A 26546-nucleotide genomic window follows, 5' to 3' on the forward strand; every position below is an offset into this window, starting at 1 on the left:
CAGTTGCCGGGCGCCGCCAGCGTGACCCGGCCGCGGCGCTCCCTGTTCGTCAAGTACTTCGTCACACTGTTTGTCGCAGTGGTGGTGCCGCTCACACTTGGCTCCGTGATCGAGGCCTGGTTCGCCTTTCGCGACCATCGTCTTCATCTCAATGAAGTGCTTCAGATCGAGGCCCGCGCTGCGGCCGACCGGATCCAGACCTTTACCGATGGCATACGCGATCAGCTCGGCTGGCTCGTGCAGTTTCCGTGGACCCAGGGCGAGGACGACCGGCGCAGGGTCGACGGGCTGCGGCTGCTGCAGCAGGTGCCGGCGATCGTTTCGGTGTCGCTGGTTGACCCGACCGGCACCGAACGCGTGTTCGTATCCAGGATGAGTCTGAATCGGTCCGGTCGGGGTACGGACATGTCTGATGATCCCGCGGTGGTGGGGGCGCGCGCGAACCGGGTCTGGTACGGTCCTGTGCGATATCAGCGCGATTCAGAGCCCTACATGCGGATCGCCGTCGCGGGAAACCGCGCGGCCGCCGGAGTTGTCGTTGCCGACATCAATTTGAAACTGATCTGGGATGTCATCGCGGCGATCAAGATCGGCAGCACCGGCCACGCCCTTGTCGTCGATGACGCAGGACGCCTGATTGCTCACCCGGACATCAGCCTGGTGCTGCGCAGTGGCGCGGGGTCGGGCGAATTCAGCCGGCTCAAATCGGTTGTGTCGGCTGCCAATGGATCGGCGGTCGTCACCACAGGCGATGACGGAAGAGATTTCGTCGCGCTCTCGGTACCTGCCGCGAATGTGGGGTGGACCGTGATTGCCCAGCAGCCGATCGTAGAGGCGTTTGAATCCATGCGCGCGGCGCTGTGGCGTTCCCTGATGTTCATCGCCGTCGGAACGGTTTTTGCGCTTGTGCTCGCCTATTGGCGTGCATCCCGCATGTGGGTGCCGATACGCAAGCTGGAGGAGGGCGCTGAACGGATCGGGATGGGACAGCTCGAACATCGCATCGCGATCGAAAGCCGCGACGAACTGGAGCAATTGGCAGTCCGATTCAACCAGATGGCGGAAGAGCTGGGAGCATCGCAACAGAAATCCGAGCGCATCAATCGCCTGAAGCAATTCCTTGCCCCGCAGGTCGCCGAACTGGTGGAACACTCCGATCCGCGGCTGCTGGATGGACAGCGGCGTGACGTGGTTGCGATTTTCGGCGATCTGCGCGGCTTCACCGCGTTTTCCGCCCGCGCCGAGCCCGAGGTCATTCTGGCCGTGCTGAGAGAATATTACGAGGCCATTGGCGCCGTCACGGCCCGCCATGCCGCCACCCTGATCCGTTTCGCCGGTGACGGCGTGATGGTTCTCGTCAACGCGCCGGTCAGGTGCGAGGACCCGGCGCATTGCGGCATCAGGCTTGCGATCGACATGCAGGCCGCCGTGCAATCCCTTGCCAACAACTGGTCCGCCGGTGGCTGCACCGTGGGCTTCGGCGTGGGCATTGCGATGGGACCCGCGACCGTGGGTACCCTCGGCTATCAAGGGCGGCTCGACTACACGGCGATCGGAAACGTCGTCAATCTGGCATCCCGGCTTTGCAGTCTGGCTGACGACGCGGAGATATTGGTCGACCCTGTTGTCACCGAACAGGTCAGGGATCGCATCCCGCTGGCATCGATCGGGAAGCAGCCGATCAAGGGTTTCGATCTTGCGCCTGAGGTGTTTGCCGTCGTTCGCAGCCATCCATCCGTCCGCGGTCTTGGTTGTCAACGCGAGCCTGCCTGCGTTCCATCCGTCGCAGCGGGATAGCCGCGTGGAATGGCAGCACCGCGATGGACGGCTTATCGGGCAGCGGTAGGGAATTGGAAGCGTTCGCGAGGGCGGCAGCACCCGGAGGGTCGCCGAGGCTGCCAACGATGTAAGCCCTGATCGGCTCCTCGATGTTCTTGACCTGTTGGGGATCGAGATTCGCGAACGACAACGGCAGAACCTTCTTGACCTGCTCGCAGGTGGCACCAGAGACACAGAGCGCCTTACTCAAGCCCCGACAGAAACTCGAAGACGGCGGCGGTGAATGCTGCCGGATCACGACAGGGCCCGTCGTGGTTGACATTTTGAAGAACGAGCTGCCGGCTTGAGACCTCCTCCTCGATGATCAGGTTGCCGGCGTCTTTGGAAATGAGACTTGCAGCCATTAGGTTCTCACGCGCGAAAGCGCGCCCTCTACGTCAAGAAGAATGGGAATTTCACTAACTCGGGGTATCCCGCCTTACAGAACGCGGAGCCGCTCAAGCTTCGCGGGCATGCTTGTTCTAGGCTGGGTTGTGGTGCTAGTTGGTGGGTCTATGAGCCAGCCATACCGACCCGATATCGACGGCTTACGCGCAATCGCGGTTCTGCTGATTGTCATCTTCCACCTGGGGGGGCCGATCAGCGGCGGCTTCGTCGGCGTTGATGTATTTTTTGTCATTTCCGGATTTCTAATTACCAAGATCATCATCCAAGACATCGATAGTGGAAGCTTTTCCTTCTCTGCCTTCTACGCTCGACGCATAAGGCGCATCTTCCCGGCGCTTCTGGTGATGTTGACCATTGTGCTGGTATCCGGAGCGTTTCTTTTGATGCCCGGTGACTATGAAGTGACGGCACGTAGTGTGTTGTACGCCTCCGTCTCGGCGTCAAACTTCTACTTTCTAAAGCACACCGGCTATTTTGATGTGGCGTCCGAGATGATGCCGCTCCTGCATACTTGGTCACTGGCGATCGAGGAACAGTTCTACCTCGTTTGGCCCGCAACACTTGTCTTTCTTGTTCACCTGTTCGGTCGCAGCCGTCGCAACATCGGCCTTTTTGTAGCCATTGTTTGCGCCGCCGGCTTCGTTCTGTGCATCCATCAGACGCAGACAAATCCAAAGGCAGCCTTCTACCTGCCTCACACCCGCGCCTGGGAACTCGATGTTGGCGCGCTGCTGGCGGTCATCCCGCGCGCCCGCTATACGGCTTCGCGCGTCGTCGCCCACATCGCGGGATTGGCTGGCCTCGCGCTGATCCTTTGGAGCGCGCTCTCACTCACCCGATCCTCGCCGTTCCCGAGCTATCATGCCGCGCTGCCCGTGGCAGGAGCTGCGCTGCTAGTAGCGCCGTGGCGTTCGGTCGGGCTAGTTCAAAGGCTCCTTTCCTTCGCGCCGTTTACATTCGTGGGGAAAATCTCTTACTCACTCTACCTTTGGCATTGGCCGATCATCACCTTGTATCGGCACTACCAAATGGACGCCCCGATGTCGGTCATCGAACAGGCGTGCCTCGCGGTAATCATCCTTGTGGTGTCGTGGGCGTCATGGACTTTTGTCGAGGAGCCCTTCAGACGATCGCGCCGGGACGCTCAAGTTAGCATCGGATGCGGACTGACCGCCACAGCGGCCGTAGGCTTGCTGGCCTTCGTGATTGTCATTAAGAGCGGTTTTCCCGAACGGGCACCCGGCGCGGAGCAATACGCAAGCTTGGAGGTGATGTGGAACTGGGACTGTAGGCACAAGCGTGAGATTCCCATCTCGCATCCATCATCATGTGTTCTCGGAACTGGCGACACTAAAATAGCTGGACTGCTGATCGGCGACAGCCACGCACAGCATTTCGCTCCATTGATCGATGTGGCGGCGCAAGAGATTGGAATTTCATTCGCAACTTCCCAGAACCAGGGTTGTATGCCGCTCTTAGGCAGCACATCGTTGAGGCGTTTTTTTCCTCCCGATCCAGGTTACGGGCAACATTGCGCCAAGCTTATCGCCCCCATTTTGAGCTACGTTCGATCTAATCCAGATATCAACGTTATCATCCTCGCAGCTGCATGGGTGGGCTATCCTACTGATCTTTACCGCGACAGTCCAAACGAGCGTGGTGGCCAGCGTGGTATCGAATTGATGGCCGATGCCTTTGATGAATTCTTTCGGTCGCTTGACCGGCCAGGACTCAAGTTTCTGGTGATCGGCGACGTACCACAAGTGCTGCCCTACAATTACTTGTGCTTGTCCAAAAGCCCAATGATCTTGCGGCGCCCTTGTCCTCCACCAATACTGAAAACGCCACGATCAACTTTCGGCGCGTATCAGGAAGAGATACGGTCCTCCCTTCGAGATCTCACCAATCGATGGCCCAATGTCTCGGTGTTGCTGCCTCACGATCTAATGTGCGATGACGATGGATGCTCCACGTCATTGAATGGTGATTATCTGTATCGCGATCTGAACCACCTTCGCCGCAATCTCACACCGGAGACGGCCACGCAACTCGTTCACCTGCTGCGTCTCCCGAGCGCCATTTCAGCAACCCTCCCGCCATAGTGTTCAGGGTGATCAAGTCCGCGATGGTGGTGCGGCCGACTAACTCGATACTTGGAGGGCGCGAAGATTTCAGATGATCCGCTGCCAGACATTAGCTTCGCGGTTGATTGCCCGCCCCGCGCGACGTGCGGGGAGATCAAGTACGTCACGTCACTCGAGCCGAGGCATCGACGGCGAGGCATCCGATCCGCTGAAGGATCCGACATCTACCTACGGTGGACGGGCAAATTTGGTTGCCCGCAGACGCGCGCTTAGACTGATCGAGTCTCTGCCATCCGCAGCCCACGCTCGGCGGCGACGTGCAAGTAGACGCCGGTCCTCCTCGAACCGAGCCAACTGCCAGCGGAAGTTGCGCAAGTAACTGCACCAATGCTGACTTTGGTGGCGCTCGTCATCCGCCTCAAATGTGAACATGTTCACATCCGCGCATCCCAGGGCAGGGCAAAATCGAACATAATAAGCACACTGGCAACCCTTGAGCCTACGGAGTGCTCAATGAGTGACAAACGTTGGCCGTACTTCGCCGCCGTGGCATCGATCATCCTGGCGATATCCGTTGCGTACCTGGTTGAGCGGAAGTGCCAAAGAGAGCTTGCATTTCAGCATTCCTTTCCATCCGCTCTGTCCGAGCTGATTGTTGGAAGTGAGCCGATTAGGTGTTGGTTCAGTAATTAACGTATGTGGGGGCCATACGAGCACATCAACCACGGTTACGTTCGGCTGGTCCCGCGCGAGCAACTGAGAACGCACCCTCAACGCTTTACGCGTATGTAGCAGGTGTTGATACCAGCGCTGCTTCACCAGCAGGAGCGATTAATCCGCCGTCTGCACCCCTGGGTCGCGCCGGCCGAAAGGCGATCGTGCGGCCTTTCTGCTGGGTGGTCTCACGGGTACTGGGAGTGCAGCTATGAGCAGGTCTCGACCAGCTTCCTGATGCTTCGCTCGAAGGTTGGGATCTTCAGGATCAGAGAACCTCGGCTGGTCTCGATCTGAACGAGAACACGCCAGGTCTCGTCAGCCTTTTGGGCTCCGACAATCCCGACCTGGAGGGCCTTTGAAAGCAGCTGAATCTGCTCGACCGGATTGCCTTGTCGGCCCTTGTCAGGCTGGGCTTGTGCGGGTTGCCCGAGAAGAAACAGAATTGAAAACCGATTATTAAATTGATCGCTGACAAGCACCGCAGCTTTGGGATCATCGCCATTGAGGCGCCGCTTGCCAATCAAGACTTGTTCAGAGGGATTGTAGTTCGGGAACGATATCGTTGGCTTCCCATCCTGGTCCACGACGAGGGCAGTGAAGCTGATTATGCCGCGTTCCGCGCACTTGGCCTCGATCTCGGCAACTGCCCCTTCATCGTTCTTCTGAACCGATGAAACCTTGTAGTCAGGTTTATCGGTCATAGGATCGATCTTCTGGTCCAAAGACCATCGCGTGCCGCTCTCCCGCGAGTATTGGTCGCCGAGACGCTGCACTTCACGCCGCTTCTCACCGTTTGCCATCACTGTATCGACATCGGATGAGACCCGATCGAAAGTATCCTTCGTCTTCGAATAGGTGCGTAACTGGTCTTCGTTCAAGGGGAACTTCATGAGCTTCAGAGACTGCTGCTGTGAGGCAAGATCGGCCATTGCTTGACCAGTCTTGTTGTCCAGCAGATCTCGGCCACGCGCGGACACGCGGGAGTTCAGACGTTCGATGTCGTTGGTCAGACTGTCGACACCTTCTTGCTGGGAAACGGCGGTTCGCAACTCGGAAAGGGCAGTATTCACCTTTGTTATCGCGCCTTGGAACTCGACCTGCTTTTCCACGTCGTCTGGGCGATAGGTATTTAGGTCGCTGGCGACCTTGTCGAGCTCAGTTGCCTTTTGAGTTTCGCTAGGCAGTAGGCGCGAGTTTGGTAGGTCGGCAATTCTCCGCTTGAGCACCGGAATGTCATTGAGGACCGAATTGCGGGCCTCCGAAAGGTCCTTCGCCCATTGCGATGCTTTAGTGATCTTGGCGACATTGGGACGAATCTGATCCAGTCGAGCTGTAACCTGGTTCAAATCCACGGAGACGTCTGCTTTCGTTCGGTCGCGTCGCTCCGCCAACGAATCCAGGTCGCCCTTCAATTGGCGCACTGCATCGATCGTTGCTTGATCCGCGACGACAACGAGCGGTCCCGATAGTTGGTTCAACCAATCGGAGACTAACTGTGTCACGGACCTGATTTTTGAGGTTTGATTATCTAGTAGCTGCCTCCGTTGATTTCCGACCTCGAACTTGTTGAGAAGGGCAGCGCGCATGCTCAGAGCGGTCTCATAGTCTTCGTTGCGAACGGATTGCTTGTAAGTGCCGAAGTCCGTGGCCAGCTCATCCCGCCCTTGATACCGGTCGGTGTTCTCCAGGAGTTCGTTGTAGGTCTTTTCGTCCTGAGCAAGCGTGTTCTGGATGTCGGATTGGAGCGCTCTTCCGGCAGACTTCCACAGCTCGAGCGGACGTTGGACCCCGCCGTTGGCGTCACCCCGCAATGTGATCCAATATCGTTGGATATACATCCTGTCGTAGCCGCAATTGCCTGACATCGGGATCTGAGCCCGGACAAGCGCTCCTCCTAGATCCCGATACGATTCTCGAACCCCCGACGAAACTCTCTGCTCTCGAAGCCAACGAGAGACTTCCGGGCTTTGCTTGAGGTAGGTATCGACGGTAGTAGCTCTTTCGTTTAGCTGCTGGCGGCATTCAGCGACGAGAGGGCATGTTTGTGTTTGGCTGCTCGATCCGAGCTGTGTTTCGGCAGCCTGAAGTTGCTCGCATACGGATGGGGTGTTCAGCATGCTCGAGAACCGCGCCTGTGCCGGTGTATCCACCGGGCGAGGCTCGTTCCTTGGCGGACTCTCAGCCACTTGGTTGGCTGGAGCCGGCAGGTCAGCGGCAAAAAAACGAAGAGTGCCCGTTCCGCTTCGATCCCAGTTCGCTGCCCATACATATCCTGGGCCGCCCGCTACTCGATAGATTGGCAGGTTCAGCTCGGCAGAGCGGCGGAAGTTGCCAAGATGGTCCACAAGTATTCCCGAGCGGACATCCTTTCCAGCGCCCAGTTGGGCAACGCTTTGAGGGTTCAACGGCAGAAGCTTTACGTCGCCCCATAGGGCAATGAGACCGGTCAGGCCTGCCGAGTTGGCTGGGATATCTATTGTCCTCGCTGCGCCGAACCTTTTTGTCAGCCGACCTACATCATCATTAGCTTCGGTTCCGGAAAACCAAGCGGGCTCCAAAAAGCGGTTAACATAAGCGACGGTGCCATCCGAAGCATGGAGTATCGAATAGCTCGAGGTGAATGCACCACGAGCGCCTCGCTCGTTTTTCTTCCGTTGGCACCAAGTGAAGCCAACAAACTGGCTGCTGGGGCCGCATGAGTATTCGGTATACGAGGCACTGCCAAACGCCACGCGAGCGCCAAGTGTTAGCCCGTCGACAGAGTAAACCGATGCGTTGGCACCGGATGGCGATCCAGAGCCCCTATTGGGGGCGTTTGAAGACTGGCCCACTGGCGTACGACAGGCGGTGCGAGCGTCGGAAACCCGTGGGTCGGACGGGTTCACGCCTTCCTGTATAGCTTGATTGACCGAGAAGCCCCGTTCGCGGAGGACTTGGTCGGTACACGACAGCTCATTGGGCGGGAGTTGCTGCCAGGCTTGCTGCGTTGCCGCGGCCACACCCGAACGAACGAAGTTACCGAACATCTCCATAAGTTCGCGCTGTTGGGCCACTGCACCGTGTGATGCACCAGCCGACAGCGCCAACGCAGCGAGCAATGCGAGTTTCCTGCGCCCCATTTGTTTCTCCCCCAAGCCAAAGGAGTTTCAGCAGGTTGCAGGCGATCGATCAAGCGCACAATTGGATCAGTGGCCGAATGGTTTATAGTGGGCCAACCAGCGGACTTACCGGGAGGCCGATGCGCCAGAGCGGAGGCCGGTGGCTACGGAGTTTGAGCCCAAACGTCTGCGGAAGGGGTGGTTGGGAGAAGCACGATGAACGTATTTGTGCTCGCCGCCGGAATGATGGCCGTGATCCACTTGGTGGCGGGATGCCAGCGACCGCGTCTGGCCGTGATCGTTTCGGGCGTCCTATGGCTGCTGTACGCCGTCTGGGAGCGTCAGGTGGCGACCGGCGCCCTGTGCGATGCAGACTGCAACATTCGCGTCGACCTTGTGTTCATCTTTCCCATATTGGCGCTCGCAACCCTCTCCGCCTACCAGTCGTACAACCGGACATGACGCGCACGGTGAAATCGGGTTATTGCACCCGCAAATCTTGCGATGACGGATCGGGAGAGCTTTCACGTCCGCTTCGGGTCAATCGCGTCGGTTTGACCTGCGTCGACTACTTCCGGCTTCCATCCAACACCGGCCATACCATGGCACTTAGGTCGTTTGCGCTGAGGCCCGGACTCTCTTGCCCCGCTGCTTCGCCGGCCGCGTGCGACAAAGTAACCCGACGGGCAAATCACTTCCGATTTACGGAATTTGTGTCAAGCCCAAAATAAAAAATATTTCTGTTTACCAGAATGAAAATCAGGTGCATACATTCGGCCATCCCGTCCTACTCAGAAGGGCGTCGGCCGTCGTCACGGACGTTGGACGGGATGCGGTGGACGCTGGTTTACGCCTCGACGACGGCGTGGATAAGCGTACGGCAAAACCGTGTGGTCCTGGCGCCCGTTGCTGGCGTCAAGCCGTCGGCTAGGCGCAAGCTGAACCGGTGGTGACGGAGTCAACCAAGAACTCGTCTCCGGGGAGATCACGGCATAAGCCGTAAAGCCATTGCGCAGGGAAGGCCGGGTGTTCTCCGCTGCCCTGTATGCTCGTGTGCAGCCCACTTAGTGCAAACCGCACACGAGACCGCGGGTGCAGCGCGCACCCGGTCTTCCCTGCGCCCTCTCAATGAGAGGGCGGGAAGTTTCTGGCAAAGCTCGGGCGCAATGCGTCGCGAGAATGCTAACCCATACTCAGTTGTCGTCACCCGCCCGAGTGCGCAATTGCGCACGGGGGGCGGGTGATCCAGTATCCCAGAGACGCCGATGATTGAACCGATAGGCCGCGGCGTACTGGATCCCCGCCTGCGCGGGGATGACATTGGAGGAGGCTGCAATACTGCCCCCACAAACCCGGCCGATTTCGGCCAAAACCTTATACCTAACAAACCCGTAATGGCCCGGGCCGAAACCGCCTTGATCCGACCAAAAAGCCGTTGTTGGTTGGCCGTGCCGGAGCCCGGGACGCCGATTCACCTGAATTTGGCTGATGATAGCGAGAAGGATCGCAAATGCGCAGGAATCTCACCTTTCTCCTCGGCACGGTCACCGGCGCCTGTTTGACCTTTCTGGTCGCCGGACCGCAGGGGGCGCATCTGGTTGCTGCCGCCAAGGCTGCGGCCCGCACCGACGGAACCTATTCGCAGCTCAATCTGTTCGGTGACGTGTTCGAGCGCATTCGCGCCAGCTATGTCGAGAAGCCCGACGATTCCAAGCTGATGGAGGGCGCCATCAACGGCATGATCTCTTCGCTCGATCCGCATTCGCGCTACATGAATGCCAAGGGCTGGAGCGACATGCAGGAGACCACGCATGGCGAATTTGGCGGGCTAGGCATCGAGGTGACGATGGATGACGGCCTCGTCAAGGTGGTGGCGCCGATCGACGACACGCCCGCCGCCAAGGCCGGCATCATGTCGGGCGATCTGATCACGCAGATCGACGATGATTCCATTCAGGGCATGACGCTCGACCAGGCCGTCAGCAAGATGAAGGGGCCGGCCAACAGCAAGATCCGCCTGAAGATCGTTCGCAAGGGCGCAGACACGCCGGTCGAGGTCGCGATCGTTCGCGAAATCATCCGGGTGCGGCCGGTGCGCTTCCGCACCGAAGGCGGCGATATCGGCTACATCAGGATTACCAGCTTCAACGAGCAGACCACCGACGGCCTGCGCAAGGCGCTCGGTGAGATTACAAAGTCGATCCCGTCCGACAAGCTCGTCGGCTACGTCGTCGATCTGCGCAACAATCCGGGTGGCTTGCTCGATCAGGCGGTGTCGGTGTCGAGCGCTTTCATGGGGCGGGGCGAGGTGGTTTCGACCCGTGGCCGCACGCCGGAGGAAACCCAGCGTTTCGTCGCGCGCGGCGGCGATCTGACCAAAGGCAAGCCGCTCGTCGTGCTGATCAACGGCGGATCGGCATCGGCTTCGGAGATCGTGGCCGGCGCCTTGCGCGACCACAAGCGGGCCACCATCATCGGCACGCGTTCGTTCGGCAAGGGCTCGGTGCAGACGATTATTCCGCTCGGCAAGTCCAACGGCGCGCTGGCATTGACGACCGCGCGCTATTTCACGCCGTCCGGAAAATCGATCCAGGCCCAGGGCGTCACGCCTGACATCGAGGTGCTGCAGGACGTGCCGGACGAATTGAAGAACCGTGCCGAACTGAAGGGCGAAGCGTCGATGCGCGGCCATTTGGCAGGCGACGGCGCCGAGCAGACCGGTTCGCAATCCTACGTGCCGCCGTCAGAAAAGGACGACAAGGCGCTCGGTGCCGCCTACAATCTGCTGCGCGGCGTCACCGTCAACGCCAATGCGCCGGCGGTCGCGTCGTCGAAGCGGGCGGTGCCGAACTAGCGCGTTCTCAACGAGAAGACCCGTCTAGGCGGCGGGCTTGCGCCTGCGGGAACTCACTGGGCTCGCGGCGGCAGGCATCGGCCGGTGCGCGAGCAGCAGGGGCTTGATGTCGGCGCCGGGTCGTGGCGGGCTGAACAGATAGCCCTGCATCTCCGAACAGCCGAGCGCGCGCAGCAATTCACGCTGCTGCTCGGTCTCGACGCCTTCCGCCGTCGTCGTCATGTGGCGCGCGGCGGCGATGTTCACGACAGCCTCGACGATGCTGGCGGACCCTTCCGGCTCGGCGATATCGGTGACGAAGCAGCGGTCGATCTTGATCTTGTCGAACGGGAAGCGCTTCAGATAGCTCAGCGAGGAATAGCCGGTCCCGAAATCGTCGAGCGCTATCCTGACGCCGATGGCGCGAAGCTGGTGCAGGATGGCAAGCGCCGCTTCGTCGTCGCGGATCAGCACCGCTTCGGTGATCTCAAGTTCCAGCCGGCCCGCGGCCAGGCCCGACGCCCCAAGGGCCGCCATCACCTTCAGCGCCAGCGTGCCGCTCTTGAACTGTACCGGCGAGACGTTGACCGCAAGACGGACATCGTCCGGCCAGGTCGCGGCCTCGGCGCACGCCGTGGTCAGCACCCACTCGCCGAGCTGATTGATCAGGCCGGTCTCTTCGGCGATCGGCACGAAGTCGGCCGGCGAGATGATGCCGCGCTGCGGATGGCGCCAGCGCACCAGCGCTTCACAGCCGGTGATCCTGCCGTCCCGCAGGTCCAGACACGGCTGGTAATAAACCTCGAAGCCGCCGTCGACGATGGCCTGTCGCAGGTCCATTTCCAGCACGCGGCGGGCGCGCACCTGGGCGTCCATTTCCGGCCGGAAGAAGCGATGGGTGCGGCGGCCGGCGGCCTTGGCGGCGTACATCGCCAGATCCGCGTTCTTCAGGATCTGGTCGACGTCAGAACCGTCCTGCGGCGCCAGCGCGATACCGATGGAGGCGTCGGTGGTCACGTGATGGCCGAGGCATTCGTAGGGAGCGCGGATCGCATCGTAGATGCGGTGGACGAGTTCGGTGACCTCGTTAGCGCCCGTCACCCCGGTCTGCACGATGGCGAATTCGTCGCCGCCGAGCCTCGCCACGAAATCGGTCTCGCGCACGCAAGCACGGAGGCTGACCGCGACGGCCTTGAGCAACTCGTCGCCGACCATGTGTCCGAGCGAGTCGTTGATGCTCTTGAACTCGTCGATGTCGATATAGAGCACGGCAAGCTGCCGGTCGGCCGCGACGTGAGGCAATTCCTGCTTGAGTTGTTCGTGGAACAGCGTGCGGTTCGGCAGGTCGGTCAGCGCGTCGTAATGGGCGAGGTGGGTGATGCGCTCCTCGGCCTGGCGTTGTTCGGTAACGTCTTCATGGGTCGCCACCCATCCGCCGTCCGCCAGCGGTTCGTTGACGACCTGGACCGAACGTCCGTCGGGCGTCGTGATGATCATCGCGTTGCGCTGCCCGACGTCGCGCAGCACCCGCACGACATAGCGGTCGACGTCGCCGGTAAACGATCCGGTCTGTTTTCGATGCGCGATCACGTCGCGGAAACTGCAGCCCGGCTTCACGATCTCGGCCGACAGGCCGTACATGTCGAGGTAGCGCTGGTTGCAAATGACGAGGCGCTGCGAAGAATCGAACAGCAGCAGGCCTTGCGTCATGTTGTTGACGGCGGTGTCGAGCCGCAGTTTTTCCAGCGTCAGCCGCTGCTGCGACGCGCGATGCTGCTGCAAGAGCTTGCGCACCACCAGGAACAGCAGGATGGCGATCGCCGCCACGGACAATCCGGCCACCGCGATCAGGATGGAGATTTGCGCGCGCCAGTCGGCCAGCGCCGCCGCGGTGGTCGTCGCTGCGACGATCACGATCGGAAATTTGCTCAGCGCGCGCGAGGAGATCACCCGGTGCTCGCCGTCGAGCGGGCTGGTCAGACGGGAGGTGGTATTGGCGCGCTCGAACACAAGCCGCTGGCTGGCCGGGCCGGACTTGAAGTTCTTGCCGATCATCTCGGCGACATGCGGATAACGGGCGAGCAGCGTGCCGTCGCGGTGGTGCATGGCGATCGCGGCATCCGATCCGAGCGCCACCGAAGCGAAGAATTTCTCGAAATTGGCGGGTTCGATGCCGCGGCCGATGGCGCCGAGGAATTCGCCGTTCGGCCCCGTGACCTTGCGCGCGATCACTGTGGTCCAGACGCCGGTGACACGGCTGTAGACCGGCTCGATCACCACGGTCGGCGATTCCGGCCCGGACTTGAAGGTCTTGAAATAGGCCCGGTCCGCGACGTTGACGGGCGGGGCGGGCCAGGCCGCCGACGAATTGATCAGTCTGCCCTCGACGTCGAAGACGTTGACGCCGCCGACATAGGACACCGCCTCGATCTTGGACTTCAGCATCAGATGGATTTCCTCGCTCGACATCCGGCGCCGGAAATGTTCCGTCGTCGTGATCAAGCTGGATCGGATGAAGCTGATCAGGTCCTTCTGGACCACCTCCAAATCCTCGAGTTGCTGGTCGAAATGGCGGGCCAGCAGCAGCACGGTGTTTTCCAGCTCGCGCTCGCTGTTGCGCAGCGCGCGTTCGCGGAAATTGCCGGCCATGATGGTCGCGCCGATCGCGATCGCGGCGATCAGCAGCACGCCGCCCAGGATCAGCCATCGGATCGGACCGCCGCGAAAGATCGGCTTGATCGTGAATGAGGCGGTGTTGACTGAACCCATTGAACGAGATCGCTGCCAGGAATTAATCCCGGAAGCAGTGTTGCGTACTTCCGGCCCGGCACTGTGCTACCGCGCCGAGATGGAATTGACGTTAGCAAGTCTGGTTAACGAAACGTTAGCCGGGTAGTGAGGGCTGCCGGTGACAACCTCGGCAGGGCCTAGTTCCGGGGTGCGTGGACTGGGCGGAACATGATTGCAATGATCGCGGCGGCGATGATGTTGGCGGCGACGCCGGCCAGGATCGGCAGCGTATAATCACCCGTGAGATCGAATGCGTAGCCGGCGGTGCTGGGACCAATCAGGGTGCCGAACGCGACGCTGGTGTAGAGGATGCCGATAATGCCGCTGACGTTGCGTCCGCCGAAATAATCCATCACCACGGCCGGAAGCACGGCGACCCAGGCGCCGTAGATCATGCCGTAGACGAAGGCGAAGCCGGCGAGCTGCCAGAAATTCGTCGAGACCAGCCAGATCGCCAGCGCGCCTGCCATGCCGATGAAGAGCAGCAGCAGAGCGGTCGGGCGGCCGATCCGGTCGGCGAGCCCGCCGAGGAAGAAGCGGCCGGCGGTAGAACCGATGCCGATGACACCGAGCAGCAGCACCGCGGAGGAGGCCGCAACGCCGTGATCCCCGGCATAGGGAACGAGGTGCACGAACGGCACGAACAGGCCGAACGAGCAGATCAGGCAGGCGGCATAAAGCGCAACGAAGTGCGGTGAGCGGATCGCCTCGCTGACCGTGGCGCCCTGCGCCTGCGCCGGGATCGCACCCGGCAGGACCGGATCGCCGTCGGGGTTGAGACCGCGCGCGCGAGGATCGTTCTCCAGCAGCAGCGCCATCCCGCCGCCAACGACAGCGGCGATGGCGCCGAGCGCCAGGTAAGCGCCGCGCCATCCCAGCGTCTCGATCAGGAGCGTCGCCAGCGGCGGCATCACCAGTGTGCCAACGCCGATGCCGCTCACGGCAAGACCGGAGGCAAAGCCGCGCCGCCGCACGAACCACCGCTGCACCGCGCCGACCGCGGGCACATAGGCGCAGCCGATGCCAAGTCCGACACCGAGCCCGTAAGCGGCATAGACCTCGAGCAAATTGCGTGCGGCAGCCGCCGCGGCGAGCCCGAGGCCGATCAGCAGCATGCCTGCCAGCGCGAGGCGGCGGGAGCCGTAGCAGTCGGCGAGGGGGCCGCTGACGATGCCGAGGGCAAAATAGAGAAAGCCCGCGAGCGAAAACACCAGCGAGACCGAGCCGCGCGAGGCGCCGAAATCGCGCTGCAGCGGCTCCAGGAACGCGCTGAACGTATAGGCGCAGCCGAAACCGACAAAGGTTACGGCGAATGCGGCGGCCACGACGAACCAGCCGTAGAAGATGCGGGAGTTGGGCAGCGCGGATTGGATACTCACGATTGCCTCCACGGGCTCGGAGCGGGATGGCGACGGTGCCAGGATGTGATCCTCTGGAAGGCTGCGCCGGCGCGTATCAGCGTGGCTTCGTCCAGATGCGCCGCCACAAGCTGAAATGCGATCGGCAATCCGTTTGCCGAGAAGCCGCCGGGCAACGTGATAGTGGGATGGCCGGTCATGTTGAAGGGGCAGGTGTATTCCTGCAGCCTGGCAATCAGGTCAGGCTGCTCGCCGAGCGTCTTGATCATGGCGAGGGTCAGGGGCGGAAATGGGTGTACCGGAATTAGCAGCACATCGACGGTCTCGAACAGCGATGTGACCCGGCCGCGCAATTCCAGTCGCCGCAGCAGTATTTTCTGGTAGTCCAGCCCAGATAGCGCGCGACCTGTCTCGACGACGGAGGCGAGAACGGGACCGTATTCGTGCTTGCGCGCCGGATAGGTTGCTTCGTGCGCGACCGCGGCTTCCACCGCGCAGTTCGGAACCCAATCGGCGACGGCTTGCTTCACGTCGGGAAACTGCAGGTCGACGATATCAGCACCCTGCACACGCATGACCTCCATCGCTTCCCCGAGCACCCGCTGGGTTGCATGGTCCACGCCGTCGATGCTCCATCTCGCGTCGAACCCAATCCGCAGGCCGCGCACATCCTGCTCGGCCGCGGCGAGATAGTCGGGCACGGGATCGGGGACGGCCGTTGGATCGGCGCGGTCGGGTCCGGCGATGACGCCGAGCATCGCGCCGGCATCCGCTGCGCTCCGGGTGATGGTCCCGATATGGTCCAGGGTCGCTGCGAGTTCGAACACGCCGTGGCGGCTGACGCGTCCCCAGGTTGGCTTCAACCCGGTCAGGCCATTGGCGGCGCACGGCCATCGGATCGAGCCACCGGTATCGGAGGCGAGCGAGCCGTAACAAAGCCCTGCCGCCGTTGCGACCGCCGAGCCGCTCGACGAAATGCCCGGCCAATAATCAGCACTCCAGGGATTTTTTGGCGGTGTCACTGACGGGTGGTGGTCGGAATAGGCGCCTTCGGTAAGTTGCAGCTTGCCCAGCACCACCGCGCCGGCTTCCTTCAGGCGGCGCACCACGCTCGCGTCCTGATCGGGACGGAAATCGCGATGGACGGCGGTACCCGCGGCCGTCGGAACACCCTTGGTCCAGAACAGGTCCTTGAGCGCAATCGGGACGCCATGCAGCGGCCCACGATAGCGTCCTGCAGCAATCTCGGCGTGCGCCGTTTCGGCCTGGGCCATCGCGGCATCGGCCATCACCTGGACGTAGCTGGCGAGTTCGCCATCCAAGGCGGCGATGCGGTCGAGGTGCGCGCGCGTGACTTCCACCGACGAAATCCGGCGCGTCCTGATGCGCGCCGCAATCTGCGTGAGCTCGAGGTAATGCAAATCCGCGGTGGTATCCATTCTCTGCCTCCGTCATCGACACGGTCGGAATCGGATCAGCGTCCGACACTCGTATATTAGTTATACTGGTGTCTATTGCTGTCAACCGGTAAATCTGCTTTACTGGTGTTTATGTCGCGGGAATCAAAAAAGTTCGGCGTTCCGGACGATCTGGCCAATCTCTATGATTTCGCCAATACGCTCGACGTCAGGCACTTCACGCATCACGGCGTGCCGCATCCGCAAGGCGATGAACTGACCAGCGCGCGGGAGCTCGCGAGCTGGATGTCGCAGCGCGGGCTGGCGCCCACCAGTGCGAAGCTCACGCCGGCGATGTTTGCAACCGTGATCGAACTGCGGACGTTGGTGCGCGACTATCTGCAGTGCGATCCGCTCGAGCGGCACGCAAACAAGGATGCAGCTCGTGCGCTGGGCAAAACGCTGAGGTATTTTCCGTTGGTCGTGGCCGCAGGGGATGACGGCATGGTGCTGCGGGCGGCGCGTGAAGATGCGCTCGCAGGACTGTCGCCGATTGTCGCAGAACTCTATGACGGCTCCAGAAATGGAACGCTGGATCGGCTTAAAATGTGCGCGTCTGACGAATGCCGCCGGGTGTTCTTCGACCGCTCGAAACCATCGACGCGGCGCTGGTGCATGTCATCGCTGTGCGGGAACCGGATGAAGACACGCAGCTATCGCGAGCGGCAACGCAACGCCGGATAAATCATTGTGACCCGTGATTAGGTCACGACCGGCGGACTGAACGGTGTCTTCTCGCCGATCAGTCCCCGGCGCGGTAATGTCCGGACTTGCCGCCCTTTTTCTCGGCCAGGTGAATGCCTTCGATCCGCACACCGCGCTCGACGGCCTTGATCATGTCGTAGATCGTCAGGCACGCGACCGACACCGCCGTCAGCGCTTCCATTTCGACGCCGGTCGGCCCGGTGACCTTCACGGTGGCGCGGACGACGCAGCCGGGCAATTTCTTGTCGGGCGTGATGTCGAGCGTGACCTTCGACAGCGCCAGCGGATGGCAGAGCGGGATCAAATCCGACGTGCGCTTGGCGGCCATGATGCCGGCAATGCGGGCGGTGCCCAGCACGTCGCCCTTTTTGGCGTTACCGGAGACGATCAGTTCGAGCGTCGCCTTGCTCATGATCACGCGGCCTTCGGCCACGGCTACCCGTTCGGTGGCGGGTTTGGCCGACACGTCGACCATCCGCGCTTCGCCCGATGCATCGATGTGGGTGAGGGCGCCGTCTTTGGAAGCCTTCCGCGCCATCGCCTAGCGCGTCCCCGTGGCGCGCGGCACGTCGGTACGGGCCAGCAACGTCCGCGTGGCCGCAGTGACGTCGGCCTGGCGCATCAGGCTTTCGCCGACCAGGAAGGTCGCCATGCCGACGCGCGCGAGGCGCGCAAGATCTGCCGGCGTAAAGATGCCGCTTTCACCGACCATCAGGCGATCCCCGGGGATCAGCGGCGCGAGCGCCTCGCTGGTCACCAGCGTGGTCTCGAAGGTGCGCAAATTGCGGTTATTGACGCCGATCATCGGCGAGCGAAGCTTTAGCGCGCGATCGAGCTCGGCGCGGTCATGGATCTCGATCAGCACGTCCATGCCGTGGGCGATGGCGGCATCTTCCAGATCTCTGGCCGTGCCGTCATCGAGTGCGGCCATGATGATCAGGATGCAATCGGCGCCATGGGCGCGGGCCTCGACCACCTGATAGGTGTCGAACAGGAAATCCTTGCGCAGCACCGGCAGATTGGTCGCTGCGCGTGCCGCGACCATGAAATCGAGGTGGCCCTGGAACGACGGCGTATCGGTCAGGATCGACAGGCACGCCGCACCGCCGGCTTCATAGGCTTTTGCCAATGCCGGCGGATCGAAATCGGCGCGGATCAGCCCCTTGGAGGGCGACGCCTTTTTCACCTCCGCGATCAGCGCATAGTTACCGCGACCGAGCTTTTCACGGATCGCGCGCAAAAAGCCGCGCGGCGGCGGCGCGGTTTTGGCCAGTGCTTCAAGGTTTGCCAGCGGATGCGTCCGCTTGGCGGCGGCGATCTCCTCGCGCTTGTAAGTCTCGATCTTGCTCAGGATGTCGGACATGTCAGGCGCTCCCGCGGTCAGCCGTTGGACACCGCGATCAAATGCTTGAGTTTTGCAGCGGCGGCACCGCCGTCGAGCGACTTGGTGCCCAGCGCGACGCCTTCCTTCAGATCCCTGGCGCGGCCGGCGACGATCAGCGCCGCCGCGGCGTTCAGGAGAGCGACGTCGCGATACGCGCTCGGCTTGCCGCTCAGCACGCCTTGCAGCGCCACCGCGTTGGCGTCGGCATCGCCGCCCTTCAACGCTTCGCCACCGACGCGGGCGAGGCCGGCCTCTTCCGGCGTCACCTCGAAGGTGCGGACATTGCCGTTCTCGAGGCTTGCAACAAAACTCGGGCCGGTGAGGGTGATTTCGTCGAGACCGTCGGAGCCGTGCACCACCCAGACCGACTCGGAGCCGAGGTTCTTCAGCACCTGCGCCAGCGGCAGCACCCAGTGCCTCGAGAATACGCCGACCATTTGCCGCTTGACGCCGGCCGGGTTGGACAGCGGTCCGAGCAGGTTGAAGATCGTGCGTGTGGCGAGTTCGACCCGGGTCGGGCCGACGTTCTTCATGGCCGGATGGTGCGCGGGCGCGAACATGAATCCGATGCCGGCTTCGCGCACGCAACGGCCGACCTGGTCGGGCGAAAGATCGATCCTGACCCCGAGCGAGGCCAATACGTCGGCCGCCCCCGAGCGCGAAGACAGCGCGCGGTTGCCGTGCTTGGCGACAGGCACGCCGGCGCCCGCGACGATGAAGGAGGCGCAGGTCGACACGTTCACCGACCCGGAACCGTCGCCGCCGGTGCCGACCACGTCGACGGCCTCCGCCGGCGCCTTGACCCGCAGCATCTTGCCGCGCATCGCCGACACCGCGCCGGTGATCTCGTCGACCGTCTCGCCGCGTACCCGCAGCGCCATCAATAGTCCGCCCATCTGCGAGGGCGTGGCCTCGCCGGACATCATGCTGTCGAAGGCGGAGGCGGCCTCCTCACGCGACAGCGTCGCACCGGTGGCGACTTTTCCGATGATAGATTTGAGGTCGTCCATCGCGTTGCTTTCAGGATTGGGACGTCTTTATCCCTTGAACATGACCTTCGAGCAAACGCTACGCGTTTGTCGAGGGAAAACCGGTGCCCACGTCCCGGATCATGCTCAGTTGCTGTTCGCGCCCGTCACCTGTGCGAAGGCCGCCTGATTGATTGTCGTGCCGATCTCTGACTCGATCTTCGTGACGTACTGCGCGACCTGTTCGTCGGTGAGGCCCCGCAGCAGCGTCTCCTTCATTTTCTTGATCTCGTCGGCAGCGACGTTGACCGAGGGCATGCTGACATCGGTGACGCGGTACACGATCCACTCGCTGCCACCCGCGCCGGCGGTTTGTCCGACGCCATCCTTGGCGGTGCGAAACGCCGCGGTGATGAGGCTCGAGGGCACGCCGGATGGAGCGGCGTCGCGCCGGAAGCCGGTTGCGGTTTCGACCTTCGAGCCGATCGACGCGGCTTCTTCGGCCAAGGTGGCGCCACGCTCGAGCTTGCCGACCATCTCGGTCGCCTTCGCCCGCAGCTTGCTCGAGATCTGGTCTTCGCGCCATTTGGCTTCGACCTGGGCGCGGACCTCGTCGAGAGTGCGTTCACGCGACGGCGTAATGCCGAGAACGTCGTACCAGACATAACCGCCGGCAAACTGGATCGGATCGTTGTCGACGCCGACATTGCTTGCGAAGGCTTGCGAGACCACTTCGAGACCGCGCGGAATATTGCCGACCGGCCGGCCGTCAGGGCCGCGGCCGGAGCGGTCGACGGCCTCGATGGTGACTGCCGTCAGTCCGAGCTTCTGGGCGGCTTCGACCACGCTGGCGCCGCCGCCACGCTCGTCTTCCATCTTGTTGTGGAGTTCGGCGACCTTGCTGCGCGCCCGCTCGGTCGCAATTTCCTTTTTTATCTGCGCCGCGACGCTTTCATAGGAAGGCGTCGTAGCCGGTTCGATCTTGCCGACCTTGACCAGCGCCACGACGAACTGGCCTTTTATCGGCTGGCTCACCTCGCCGGAGGGCAGCGCGAACGCCGCGTCGGCGATGGCCGGATCGATGATGGCGGATTTTGCCGTCATGCCGAGGTCAACGAGATTGGCGTTGTGTTCCTTGGCGACGTCGTCGAATGACATTCCGGATGTGATGCGGCTGCGCGCGGTGAGGGCTTCCTCGGCGTTTTGAAACACCATCTGCTGCACTTCGCGCTTCTCGGGCGTACCGATCCGGTTACGGCTCTGCTCGAATACTTTCTTCGCATCCTCGTCGGAGACTTCGGACCATTTGCCGAGTTCCTCGGGGCTGACCACGATGAACGACAGTTTGCGAAATTCGGGTGCGCGGAACTGGGTCTTGTGGTCTTCGAAATAGGCGGCGAGCGTCTCGGGCGAGGGCGTGTCGATGGTGCCCGCCTGCGCGGCGTCGAGTTTGATGTAGTCGACCGAGCGCTGCTCGTTCTGGTACCGGGTCAAGGCATCGATCATGAGCTTCGGCGGCTCGAGCCCGGCGGTGACGGTGTCCGCGATCTGGCGCCGCAAGCCCAGGCGTCGCCGCTCGGCGAGGTAGCGCTGCTCGGTGTACCCGTACTGGCGGATCGTGGCCTGGAAGCGCGCCGGATCGAAATTGCCGCCGATTCCCTTGAACGCGGGATCGTTGTAGATGATCCGCATGGCCTCGGCATCCGACTGTGCAAGGCCCATGCGCCGCGCCTCCTCGTCGAGGGCGGCTTCCGCGATGGTCTGCTGCAGCACCTGACGATCAAGCCCAAATAAACGGGCCTGCTCCTGGGTCAGCGGACGGCCGAACTGACGACCGAATGCCTGGAGCTTGTCAGTGTAGATCTGGCGGAATTGCTCGGTCGAGATTTCGGTCTTGCCGATCTTGGCCAGCGTCGACTGCCCAAAGCCCTTGAAGATGTCGGCGATACCCCAGACAGCAAAGCTGAGAATCAGCACGCCCATCACGACGCTCATGACGGCCTTGCCGAGCCAGTTTGATGAGGCTTTGCGTATTCCTCGAAGCATGGGTCCAACTTGTTTTGTAGGAGGGGAACCGGGTGATACCCAAGGCGGTTTCCGATTGGAATACCGCAACAGGGCGTCTACCCGAGTTGATATCGCATCATAAAGTGGCAGTCGCCCCGTCGCAACTCCGCCAGCGCGGGCCAATTGAAGCGGTTAACGGCTCAGAGGCCACTTTGAAGCGGCATCTGGAACTGGTCGCGCGCCTCTGCTAGCGGATGAGGACCCCATATACGAGAGAAAATCGACATGCCCGACGCCATTCGGCCCCTGATCGCCGGCAACTGGAAAATGAACGGCCTCAAGTCCTCCCTGGCCGAATTTGAAGCGATGCGCGAAGGTGCCGCAGCCGTGGCCGCCAAGGCTGACCTGCTGGTCTGCCCGCCGGCCTCCTTGATCGCCACCCTGGCGGACAAGGCGAAGGGCTCAAAGCTCGCCGTCGGTGCCCAGGATTGCCACCCGAAGGCCTCGGGTGCCCATACCGGCGACCTTTCGGCTGAAATGCTGGCCGATGCCGGCGCCAGCGCCATCATTGTCGGTCATTCCGAGCGCCGCGCCGACCATGGCGAAACCGACGCCCTGGTCCGGCAGAAGGCTGAAGCCGCTTGGCGGGCCGGACTGACGGCCATCGTCTGCATCGGCGAAACCCAGGGCCAGCGCGACGCCGGGCAGACGCTGGAGGTCTGCGGTGGCCAGCTCAAAGGCTCGCTGCCGGACGGATCGACGTCAGCCAACCTGGTAGTGGCCTATGAGCCGGTCTGGGCGATCGGCACCGGGGTGACCCCGACGGCAAGAGATGTCGAGCAAGTTCATGCGTTTATCCGGGGTGTTCTCACCGACCGATTTAAGGCCGAGGGCGGCAAGGTCCGGATTCTCTATGGCGGTTCGGTCAAGCCATCCAATGCGGCCGAGCTGATGGCGGTCGCCAACGTCAACGGCGCGCTGGTCGGCGGCGCCAGCCTGAAGGCGGTGGACTTTTTGGCGATCGCAGCGGGATGCTAGGCTGGCGTGGGGGCGTTGTTCTGCAGGCGCTTCCAGTAGAACATCGTGCCGGTCATGCCGCCGAGGGGTTTGTAGGCGTAGTCCGGAATGATCCCGGCCAACTTGAAGCCGACGCGCTCGTATAATCCGGACGCGCCTTCGTCGTCGGCGGTGTCGAGCACCAGCAGCCAGCGTCCGTGATCGATCGCCACGCGTTCGGCAGCGTACAGCAGCGCCTTCGCGACGCCGCGGCCGCGGTGGCTGACCCGCGTGATCATCTTGACGATTTCCGCCCGGTGCGGCTGGTTGAGCGCAAGGTCCAGCACCAGCGTTACCGTTCCGACCAGTTGGTCGCCGTCAAAGGCGCCCAGAATGATCCGTTCTCCGCGCGCCGCCGCAGCCAGCGACTTCTCCCAGAAGGCATTTGCGACTTCCTGATGCAGCGGATGCATGAAGCTGACCGAACCGCCATGGGCCACCGCCTCGATCAGTATCTCGCTGAGGCTCGCGCGGATATCGGGCGAAGGGCTCAAGGGTTTGATTTCGATATCAGGCATCTCGTTCAGCCTCGTTTCCTGGCCGCACGGGCCTGCTTGATTTCTGCAATCCGCTCGACATCCTCGATCTGGAGATGTCGGCCGCGTTCGAGAATTTCCAACGTGTACTCTTCATAAGTGAGCCCGAGCCGTTCGGCCTTTTGAATGCGAAAGGCGACGATGCCGGGTGAGGGATTGTGCCACGCCCTGCGGTGCGCAGCCTTCCAGTAGAAATAATTTCCGATTCCTCCATCACCCCATTCCGGCCGGTGCGCTTCGTCGAGGGGTGGGCCGCCATTGTGGCCGGCCGCGATTTCGCTGTCGGGGAGCGCCTGTTCGATCGCGGTGCTTTTGAGGGTGACCTCCGACATCGTTGCTAGCTCCGGGCCAGCGCCACGACATAGGTGCAGGGTGCGGCGCTCTCGTTGGCGAAGGTCGTCTCCGCGGGGGGACCGAATCCGAGGCAATCGCCGGTGCCGAGGAGATACCGTTCGCCGGCCTCGATGATGACGAGTGCGCCGGCCTGTACCCAAACCACCTGACGGATATGGGCATAAGACGAAGCCGGCAGCGTCACGCGCTGTCGTGCCGGCAATTCGACCCTGATGACTTCGAGCGGATGATCGGGGCGATTGAATACCTGCGTGCGCAGGTAGCCGGTCTCGGGATCGCGCCAGACCGGCTGTTCGCTGGCACGCGAAAGGCGCTCGCCCTGGCCCTCGGCGCGCAACATCAGGCCGGCAAGCGTGAGGTCAAAGGCGCTTGCGAGGCGGACCAGCACCACCGCGGTTGGGCTGACTTCGGCACGCTCGATCTTGCTGATAGTGGCCTTTGAGACCCCCGATCGTTCGGCGAGATCGGCCAGCGACCAGCCGCGGCTGTCGCGCTCGAGACGCAGGCGCTGCGCCAGCCGCCTGCTCAAATCGTCCATAATAGTATCCATACGTCTACTATAAGGGAAGCGGGCCGCCGTTCGCAAGCTGGAAATGTCGCAACTTCGTGTTGCTTCGCAGCTTGTTGGAAAGCCTGCGGCAATTATCTCCGGGGCAGCGGTTGGGGGTGACAATGCCCCGTCCGATCGTGTAACACCGCGCAACTTCAGGAAAACCCGCAAGCTCAATAGTGCAGCCGAAGCCCGGCGCTCATCGCTTGTGACGGAAGGTTAGAAATGCAGGCCGTCGTTATTGTCGTTCACCTCATGATCGTCGCCGTGCTGATCGGCGCGGTATTGCTGCAGAAATCCGAAGGCGGCGGCCTTGGCATGGGCGGCGGCGCCGGCTTCATGTCGAGCCGTGGAACCTCCAATCTGTTGACGCGGATGACCGCGATTTTGGCGGCAGGCTTCTTTGTCACCAGCCTGTATTTGGCCTGGTCCGCAGGCCTCGATCGCAAGCCCGCCTCGATTCTCACGGGCCCGGCGACGCCGTCCCAGCCCGGAGGGACCCCGATCGCGCCGCCGACCAGCGGCGGCGTTCTCGATACGCTGAAGAAGGTCGACGAACAGCAGAGCCCGCCGGCGCCGTCGGGCCCGCAAGCACCGCGTTCGCAATAAAGCAGGGTGGCTATGCAGGACGGCGACTACCGTCCTGCATCAGAACTTCCCATCAATGCTCTGAAATCGCTTTAATTTTCACGTCACCCACAGCTCGGCAAAATGTTCGCTCTGGCGAGCGATTCGTTTTGGCGAATCGGAGCAGTGGCCTTAAAGGTTGAGTCCCATGGCGCGGTACATATTCATCACCGGCGGCGTGGTTTCTTCGCTCGGCAAAGGTCTGGCTTCGGCGGCACTCGGCGCGCTGTTGCAGGCCCGCGGGTACAAGGTCCGTCTCCGCAAACTCGACCCCTATCTCAACCTCGATCCCGGAACGATGTCGCCGTATCAGCACGGCGAAGTGTTCGTGACCGACGACGGCGCCGAGACCGATCTCGATCTCGGCCATTACGAGCGCTTTACGGGGCGTCCGGCCACCAAGGCCGACAACATCACCACTGGGCGCATCTATCAGGACATCATCACCAAGGAACGCCGAGGCGATTATCTCGGTGCGACCATCCAGGTGGTGCCGCACGTCACCAACGCGATCAAGGAGTTCGTCCTCTCCGGCAACGACGAATATGATTTCGTGCTGGTGGAGATCGGCGGCACCGTCGGCGACATCGAGGGCCTGCCGTTCTTTGAAGCCATCCGTCAGCTCAAGAACGAATTGCCGCGCGAGCACGCGGTCTACATTCATCTGACGCTGCTGCCGTTTATTCCCAGTGCCGGCGAGCTAAAGACAAAACCGACCCAGCATTCGGTCAAGGAACTGCGTTCGATCGGCATCCAGCCGGACATCCTGCTGTGCCGCACCGACCGCGAGATTCCGAAGGAAGAGCGGCGCAAGCTCGGCCTGTTCTGCAACGTGCGCGAAAGCGCCGTGATCGAGGCGAGGGACGTCGACAATATCTACGCGGTGCCGCAAGCCTACCACGAGGCCGGCCTCGACGACGAAGTGCTGGCTGCGTTCGGCATCACGCCGAAGATTCCGCCCGCGATGCAAAGCTGGAACGACATCAACGAGCGGGTGCGCAACCCCGAAGGCGCGGTCACCATCGCGATCGTCGGCAAATACACCGGCATGAAGGATGCGTATAAATCGCTGATCGAGGCGCTGTCGCATGGCGGCATCGCCAACAAGGTGAAGGTCAATCTCGACTGGATCGAGAGCGAAGTGTTCGAGCACGAGGATCCGGCGCCGTTCCTCGAACACGTCAACGGCATCCTGGTGCCCGGCGGCTTCGGCCAGCGCGGCGCGGAAGGAAAGATCCGCGCGGCGCAGTTCGCCCGCGTCCGCGACGTCCCGTATTTCGGCATCTGCTTCGGCATGCAGATGGCCGTGATCGAAGCCGCGCGTAATCTCGTCGGCATCGAGGACGCCAATTCCACCGAATTCGGTCCGACCAGGGAGCCGCTGGTCGGCCTGATGACGGAATGGCTGCGCGGCAACGAGCTTGAGAAGCGGTCGAAGGCGGGCGATCTCGGCGGCACCATGCGGCTCGGCGCCTATCCCGCTGCGCTTACCCGCGGCAGCCGGGTATCCGAAGTCTATGGCGGGGCCACCGAGATTTCGGAGCGCCACCGTCACCGCTACGAGGTCAACACCGCCTACAAGGACCGCCTCGAACAGCACGGCCTCCGCTTCTCCGGCCTGTCGCCCGACGGCGTCCTGCCGGAGATCGTCGAATATGAGGACCATCCCTGGTTCATCGGCGTGCAATTCCACCCCGAGCTGAAATCGCGCCCGTTCGAGCCGCATCCCTTGTTCGCGTCGTTCATTCAGGCCGCGGTGGTGCAGTCGCGGCTGGTGTAGTGGCCGCCAGCCTTTG

Annotated in this window: 21 protein-coding genes; 8 read left to right on the top strand and 13 right to left on the bottom strand. The window is 62.1% G+C overall.

The features are described 5' to 3' along the window. Positions 1-21: 21 nt before the first annotated feature. Positions 22-1797, top strand: a complete 1776-nt coding sequence (locus tag JQ641_RS04660) for a cache domain-containing protein (protein WP_349628496.1) — start codon at positions 22-24, stop codon at positions 1795-1797. A gap of 224 nt (positions 1798-2021) precedes the next feature. Here the strand turns inward: JQ641_RS04660 and JQ641_RS04665 are convergent, their stop codons facing one another. Then, the gene (locus JQ641_RS04665) at positions 2022-2183 is read right to left on the bottom strand and encodes a hypothetical protein (protein ID WP_211994640.1); all 162 of its coding nucleotides are present in this window, start codon (positions 2181-2183) and stop codon (positions 2022-2024) included. A 150-nt stretch (positions 2184-2333) separates the two neighbouring features. On the opposite strand from JQ641_RS04665, the gene JQ641_RS04670 reads away from it, so the two are divergent. Continuing rightward, a complete protein-coding gene (locus tag JQ641_RS04670; RefSeq protein ID WP_211994641.1) occupies positions 2334-4328 on the top strand; it encodes an acyltransferase family protein in 1995 nt (664 codons plus the stop codon). 416 nt (positions 4329-4744) lie between these two features. Here the strand turns inward: JQ641_RS04670 and JQ641_RS38420 are convergent, their stop codons facing one another. Both JQ641_RS38420 and JQ641_RS04675 read right to left on the bottom strand, forming a co-directional pair. Continuing rightward, positions 4745-4870, bottom strand: coding sequence for a hypothetical protein (locus JQ641_RS38420; RefSeq protein ID WP_283815157.1), 126 nt, complete (start codon positions 4868-4870; stop codon positions 4745-4747). Positions 4871-5233: 363 nt separating this feature from the next. Then, entirely contained in the window at positions 5234-8125 is a 2892-nt protein-coding gene (locus tag JQ641_RS04675; RefSeq protein ID WP_211994642.1) for a hypothetical protein, read from the bottom strand. A 216-nt stretch (positions 8126-8341) separates the two neighbouring features. Here JQ641_RS04675 and JQ641_RS04680 point away from each other — a divergent pair, with 216 nt between their 5' ends. Beyond that, entirely contained in the window at positions 8342-8587 is a 246-nt protein-coding gene (locus JQ641_RS04680) for a hypothetical protein (RefSeq protein WP_211994643.1), read from the top strand. A gap of 1048 nt (positions 8588-9635) precedes the next feature. Next, positions 9636-10979 carry a S41 family peptidase gene (locus tag JQ641_RS04685; RefSeq protein WP_211994644.1) on the top strand — a complete coding sequence of 448 codons (1344 nt, stop codon included), beginning with the start codon at positions 9636-9638 and terminating at the stop codon, positions 10977-10979. A 24-nt stretch (positions 10980-11003) separates the two neighbouring features. Here JQ641_RS04685 and JQ641_RS04690 read toward each other — a convergent pair whose 3' ends face one another. From JQ641_RS04690 to JQ641_RS04700, 3 genes are all read right to left on the bottom strand, one after another. Beyond that, on the bottom strand, positions 11004-13727 hold the full coding sequence (locus JQ641_RS04690) for a bifunctional diguanylate cyclase/phosphodiesterase (protein ID WP_211994645.1): 2724 nt from the start codon (positions 13725-13727) through the stop codon (positions 11004-11006). Positions 13728-13885: 158 nt separating this feature from the next. Beyond that, the gene (locus tag JQ641_RS04695; protein ID WP_211994646.1) at positions 13886-15127 is read right to left on the bottom strand and encodes an MFS transporter; all 1242 of its coding nucleotides are present in this window, start codon (positions 15125-15127) and stop codon (positions 13886-13888) included. Continuing rightward, positions 15124-16545 (bottom strand): amidase, encoded by a 1422-nt coding sequence (locus tag JQ641_RS04700; RefSeq protein ID WP_211994647.1) that lies wholly within the window; start codon positions 16543-16545, stop codon positions 15124-15126. The genes JQ641_RS04695 and JQ641_RS04700 overlap by 4 nt, the downstream gene beginning before the upstream one ends. A gap of 111 nt (positions 16546-16656) precedes the next feature. Here JQ641_RS04700 and JQ641_RS04705 point away from each other — a divergent pair, with 111 nt between their 5' ends. Next, entirely contained in the window at positions 16657-17247 is a 591-nt protein-coding gene (locus JQ641_RS04705) for a CGNR zinc finger domain-containing protein (protein WP_211994648.1), read from the top strand. A gap of 58 nt (positions 17248-17305) precedes the next feature. On the opposite strand, the gene moaC is transcribed toward JQ641_RS04705, so the two are convergent. The 4 genes from moaC to JQ641_RS04725 all read right to left on the bottom strand — a co-directional run bounded on the left by moaC (position 17306) and on the right by JQ641_RS04725 (position 21666). Further along, complete coding sequence (moaC, locus tag JQ641_RS04710; RefSeq protein WP_211994649.1) at positions 17306-17806, bottom strand: cyclic pyranopterin monophosphate synthase MoaC; 501 nt, start codon at positions 17804-17806, stop codon at positions 17306-17308. A gap of 3 nt (positions 17807-17809) precedes the next feature. Further along, positions 17810-18631 (bottom strand): indole-3-glycerol phosphate synthase TrpC, encoded by an 822-nt coding sequence (trpC, locus tag JQ641_RS04715; RefSeq protein WP_211994650.1) that lies wholly within the window; start codon positions 18629-18631, stop codon positions 17810-17812. 17 nt (positions 18632-18648) lie between these two features. After that, the gene (gene trpD, locus JQ641_RS04720) at positions 18649-19662 is read right to left on the bottom strand and encodes an anthranilate phosphoribosyltransferase (protein ID WP_211994651.1); all 1014 of its coding nucleotides are present in this window, start codon (positions 19660-19662) and stop codon (positions 18649-18651) included. A 105-nt stretch (positions 19663-19767) separates the two neighbouring features. Further along, a complete protein-coding gene (locus JQ641_RS04725; protein WP_211994652.1) occupies positions 19768-21666 on the bottom strand; it encodes a peptidylprolyl isomerase in 1899 nt (632 codons plus the stop codon). Between the two features lie 246 nt (positions 21667-21912). Here JQ641_RS04725 and tpiA point away from each other — a divergent pair, with 246 nt between their 5' ends. Next, the gene (tpiA, locus tag JQ641_RS04730) at positions 21913-22665 is read left to right on the top strand and encodes a triose-phosphate isomerase (RefSeq protein WP_211994653.1); all 753 of its coding nucleotides are present in this window, start codon (positions 21913-21915) and stop codon (positions 22663-22665) included. Here tpiA and JQ641_RS04735 read toward each other — a convergent pair. The 3 genes from JQ641_RS04735 to JQ641_RS04745 are packed head-to-tail and all read right to left on the bottom strand — an operon-like array spanning position 22662 to position 24123. After that, positions 22662-23201: a GNAT family N-acetyltransferase gene (locus JQ641_RS04735; RefSeq protein WP_211994654.1), complete on the bottom strand. Its 540-nt coding sequence runs from the start codon at positions 23199-23201 to the stop codon at positions 22662-22664. The genes tpiA and JQ641_RS04735 overlap by 4 nt on opposite strands. 5 nt (positions 23202-23206) lie before the next feature. Beyond that, the gene (locus tag JQ641_RS04740; RefSeq protein ID WP_249150187.1) at positions 23207-23551 is read right to left on the bottom strand and encodes a hypothetical protein; all 345 of its coding nucleotides are present in this window, start codon (positions 23549-23551) and stop codon (positions 23207-23209) included. Positions 23552-23556: 5 nt separating this feature from the next. Next, entirely contained in the window at positions 23557-24123 is a 567-nt protein-coding gene (locus JQ641_RS04745; RefSeq protein ID WP_211994655.1) for a helix-turn-helix domain-containing protein, read from the bottom strand. A 225-nt stretch (positions 24124-24348) separates the two neighbouring features. On the opposite strand from JQ641_RS04745, the gene secG reads away from it, so the two are divergent. Both secG and pyrG read left to right on the top strand, forming a co-directional pair. Further along, positions 24349-24732: a preprotein translocase subunit SecG gene (secG, locus tag JQ641_RS04750; protein WP_211994656.1), complete on the top strand. Its 384-nt coding sequence runs from the start codon at positions 24349-24351 to the stop codon at positions 24730-24732. 166 nt (positions 24733-24898) lie between these two features. Next, positions 24899-26530, top strand: a complete 1632-nt coding sequence (gene pyrG / locus JQ641_RS04755) for a CTP synthase (protein ID WP_211994657.1) — start codon at positions 24899-24901, stop codon at positions 26528-26530. The last annotated feature ends 16 nt before the right edge of the window (positions 26531-26546 follow it).

The sequence above is a fragment of the Bradyrhizobium sp. JYMT SZCCT0180 genome, assembly GCF_018130165.1.
Taxonomy (GTDB): domain Bacteria; phylum Pseudomonadota; class Alphaproteobacteria; order Rhizobiales; family Xanthobacteraceae; genus Bradyrhizobium.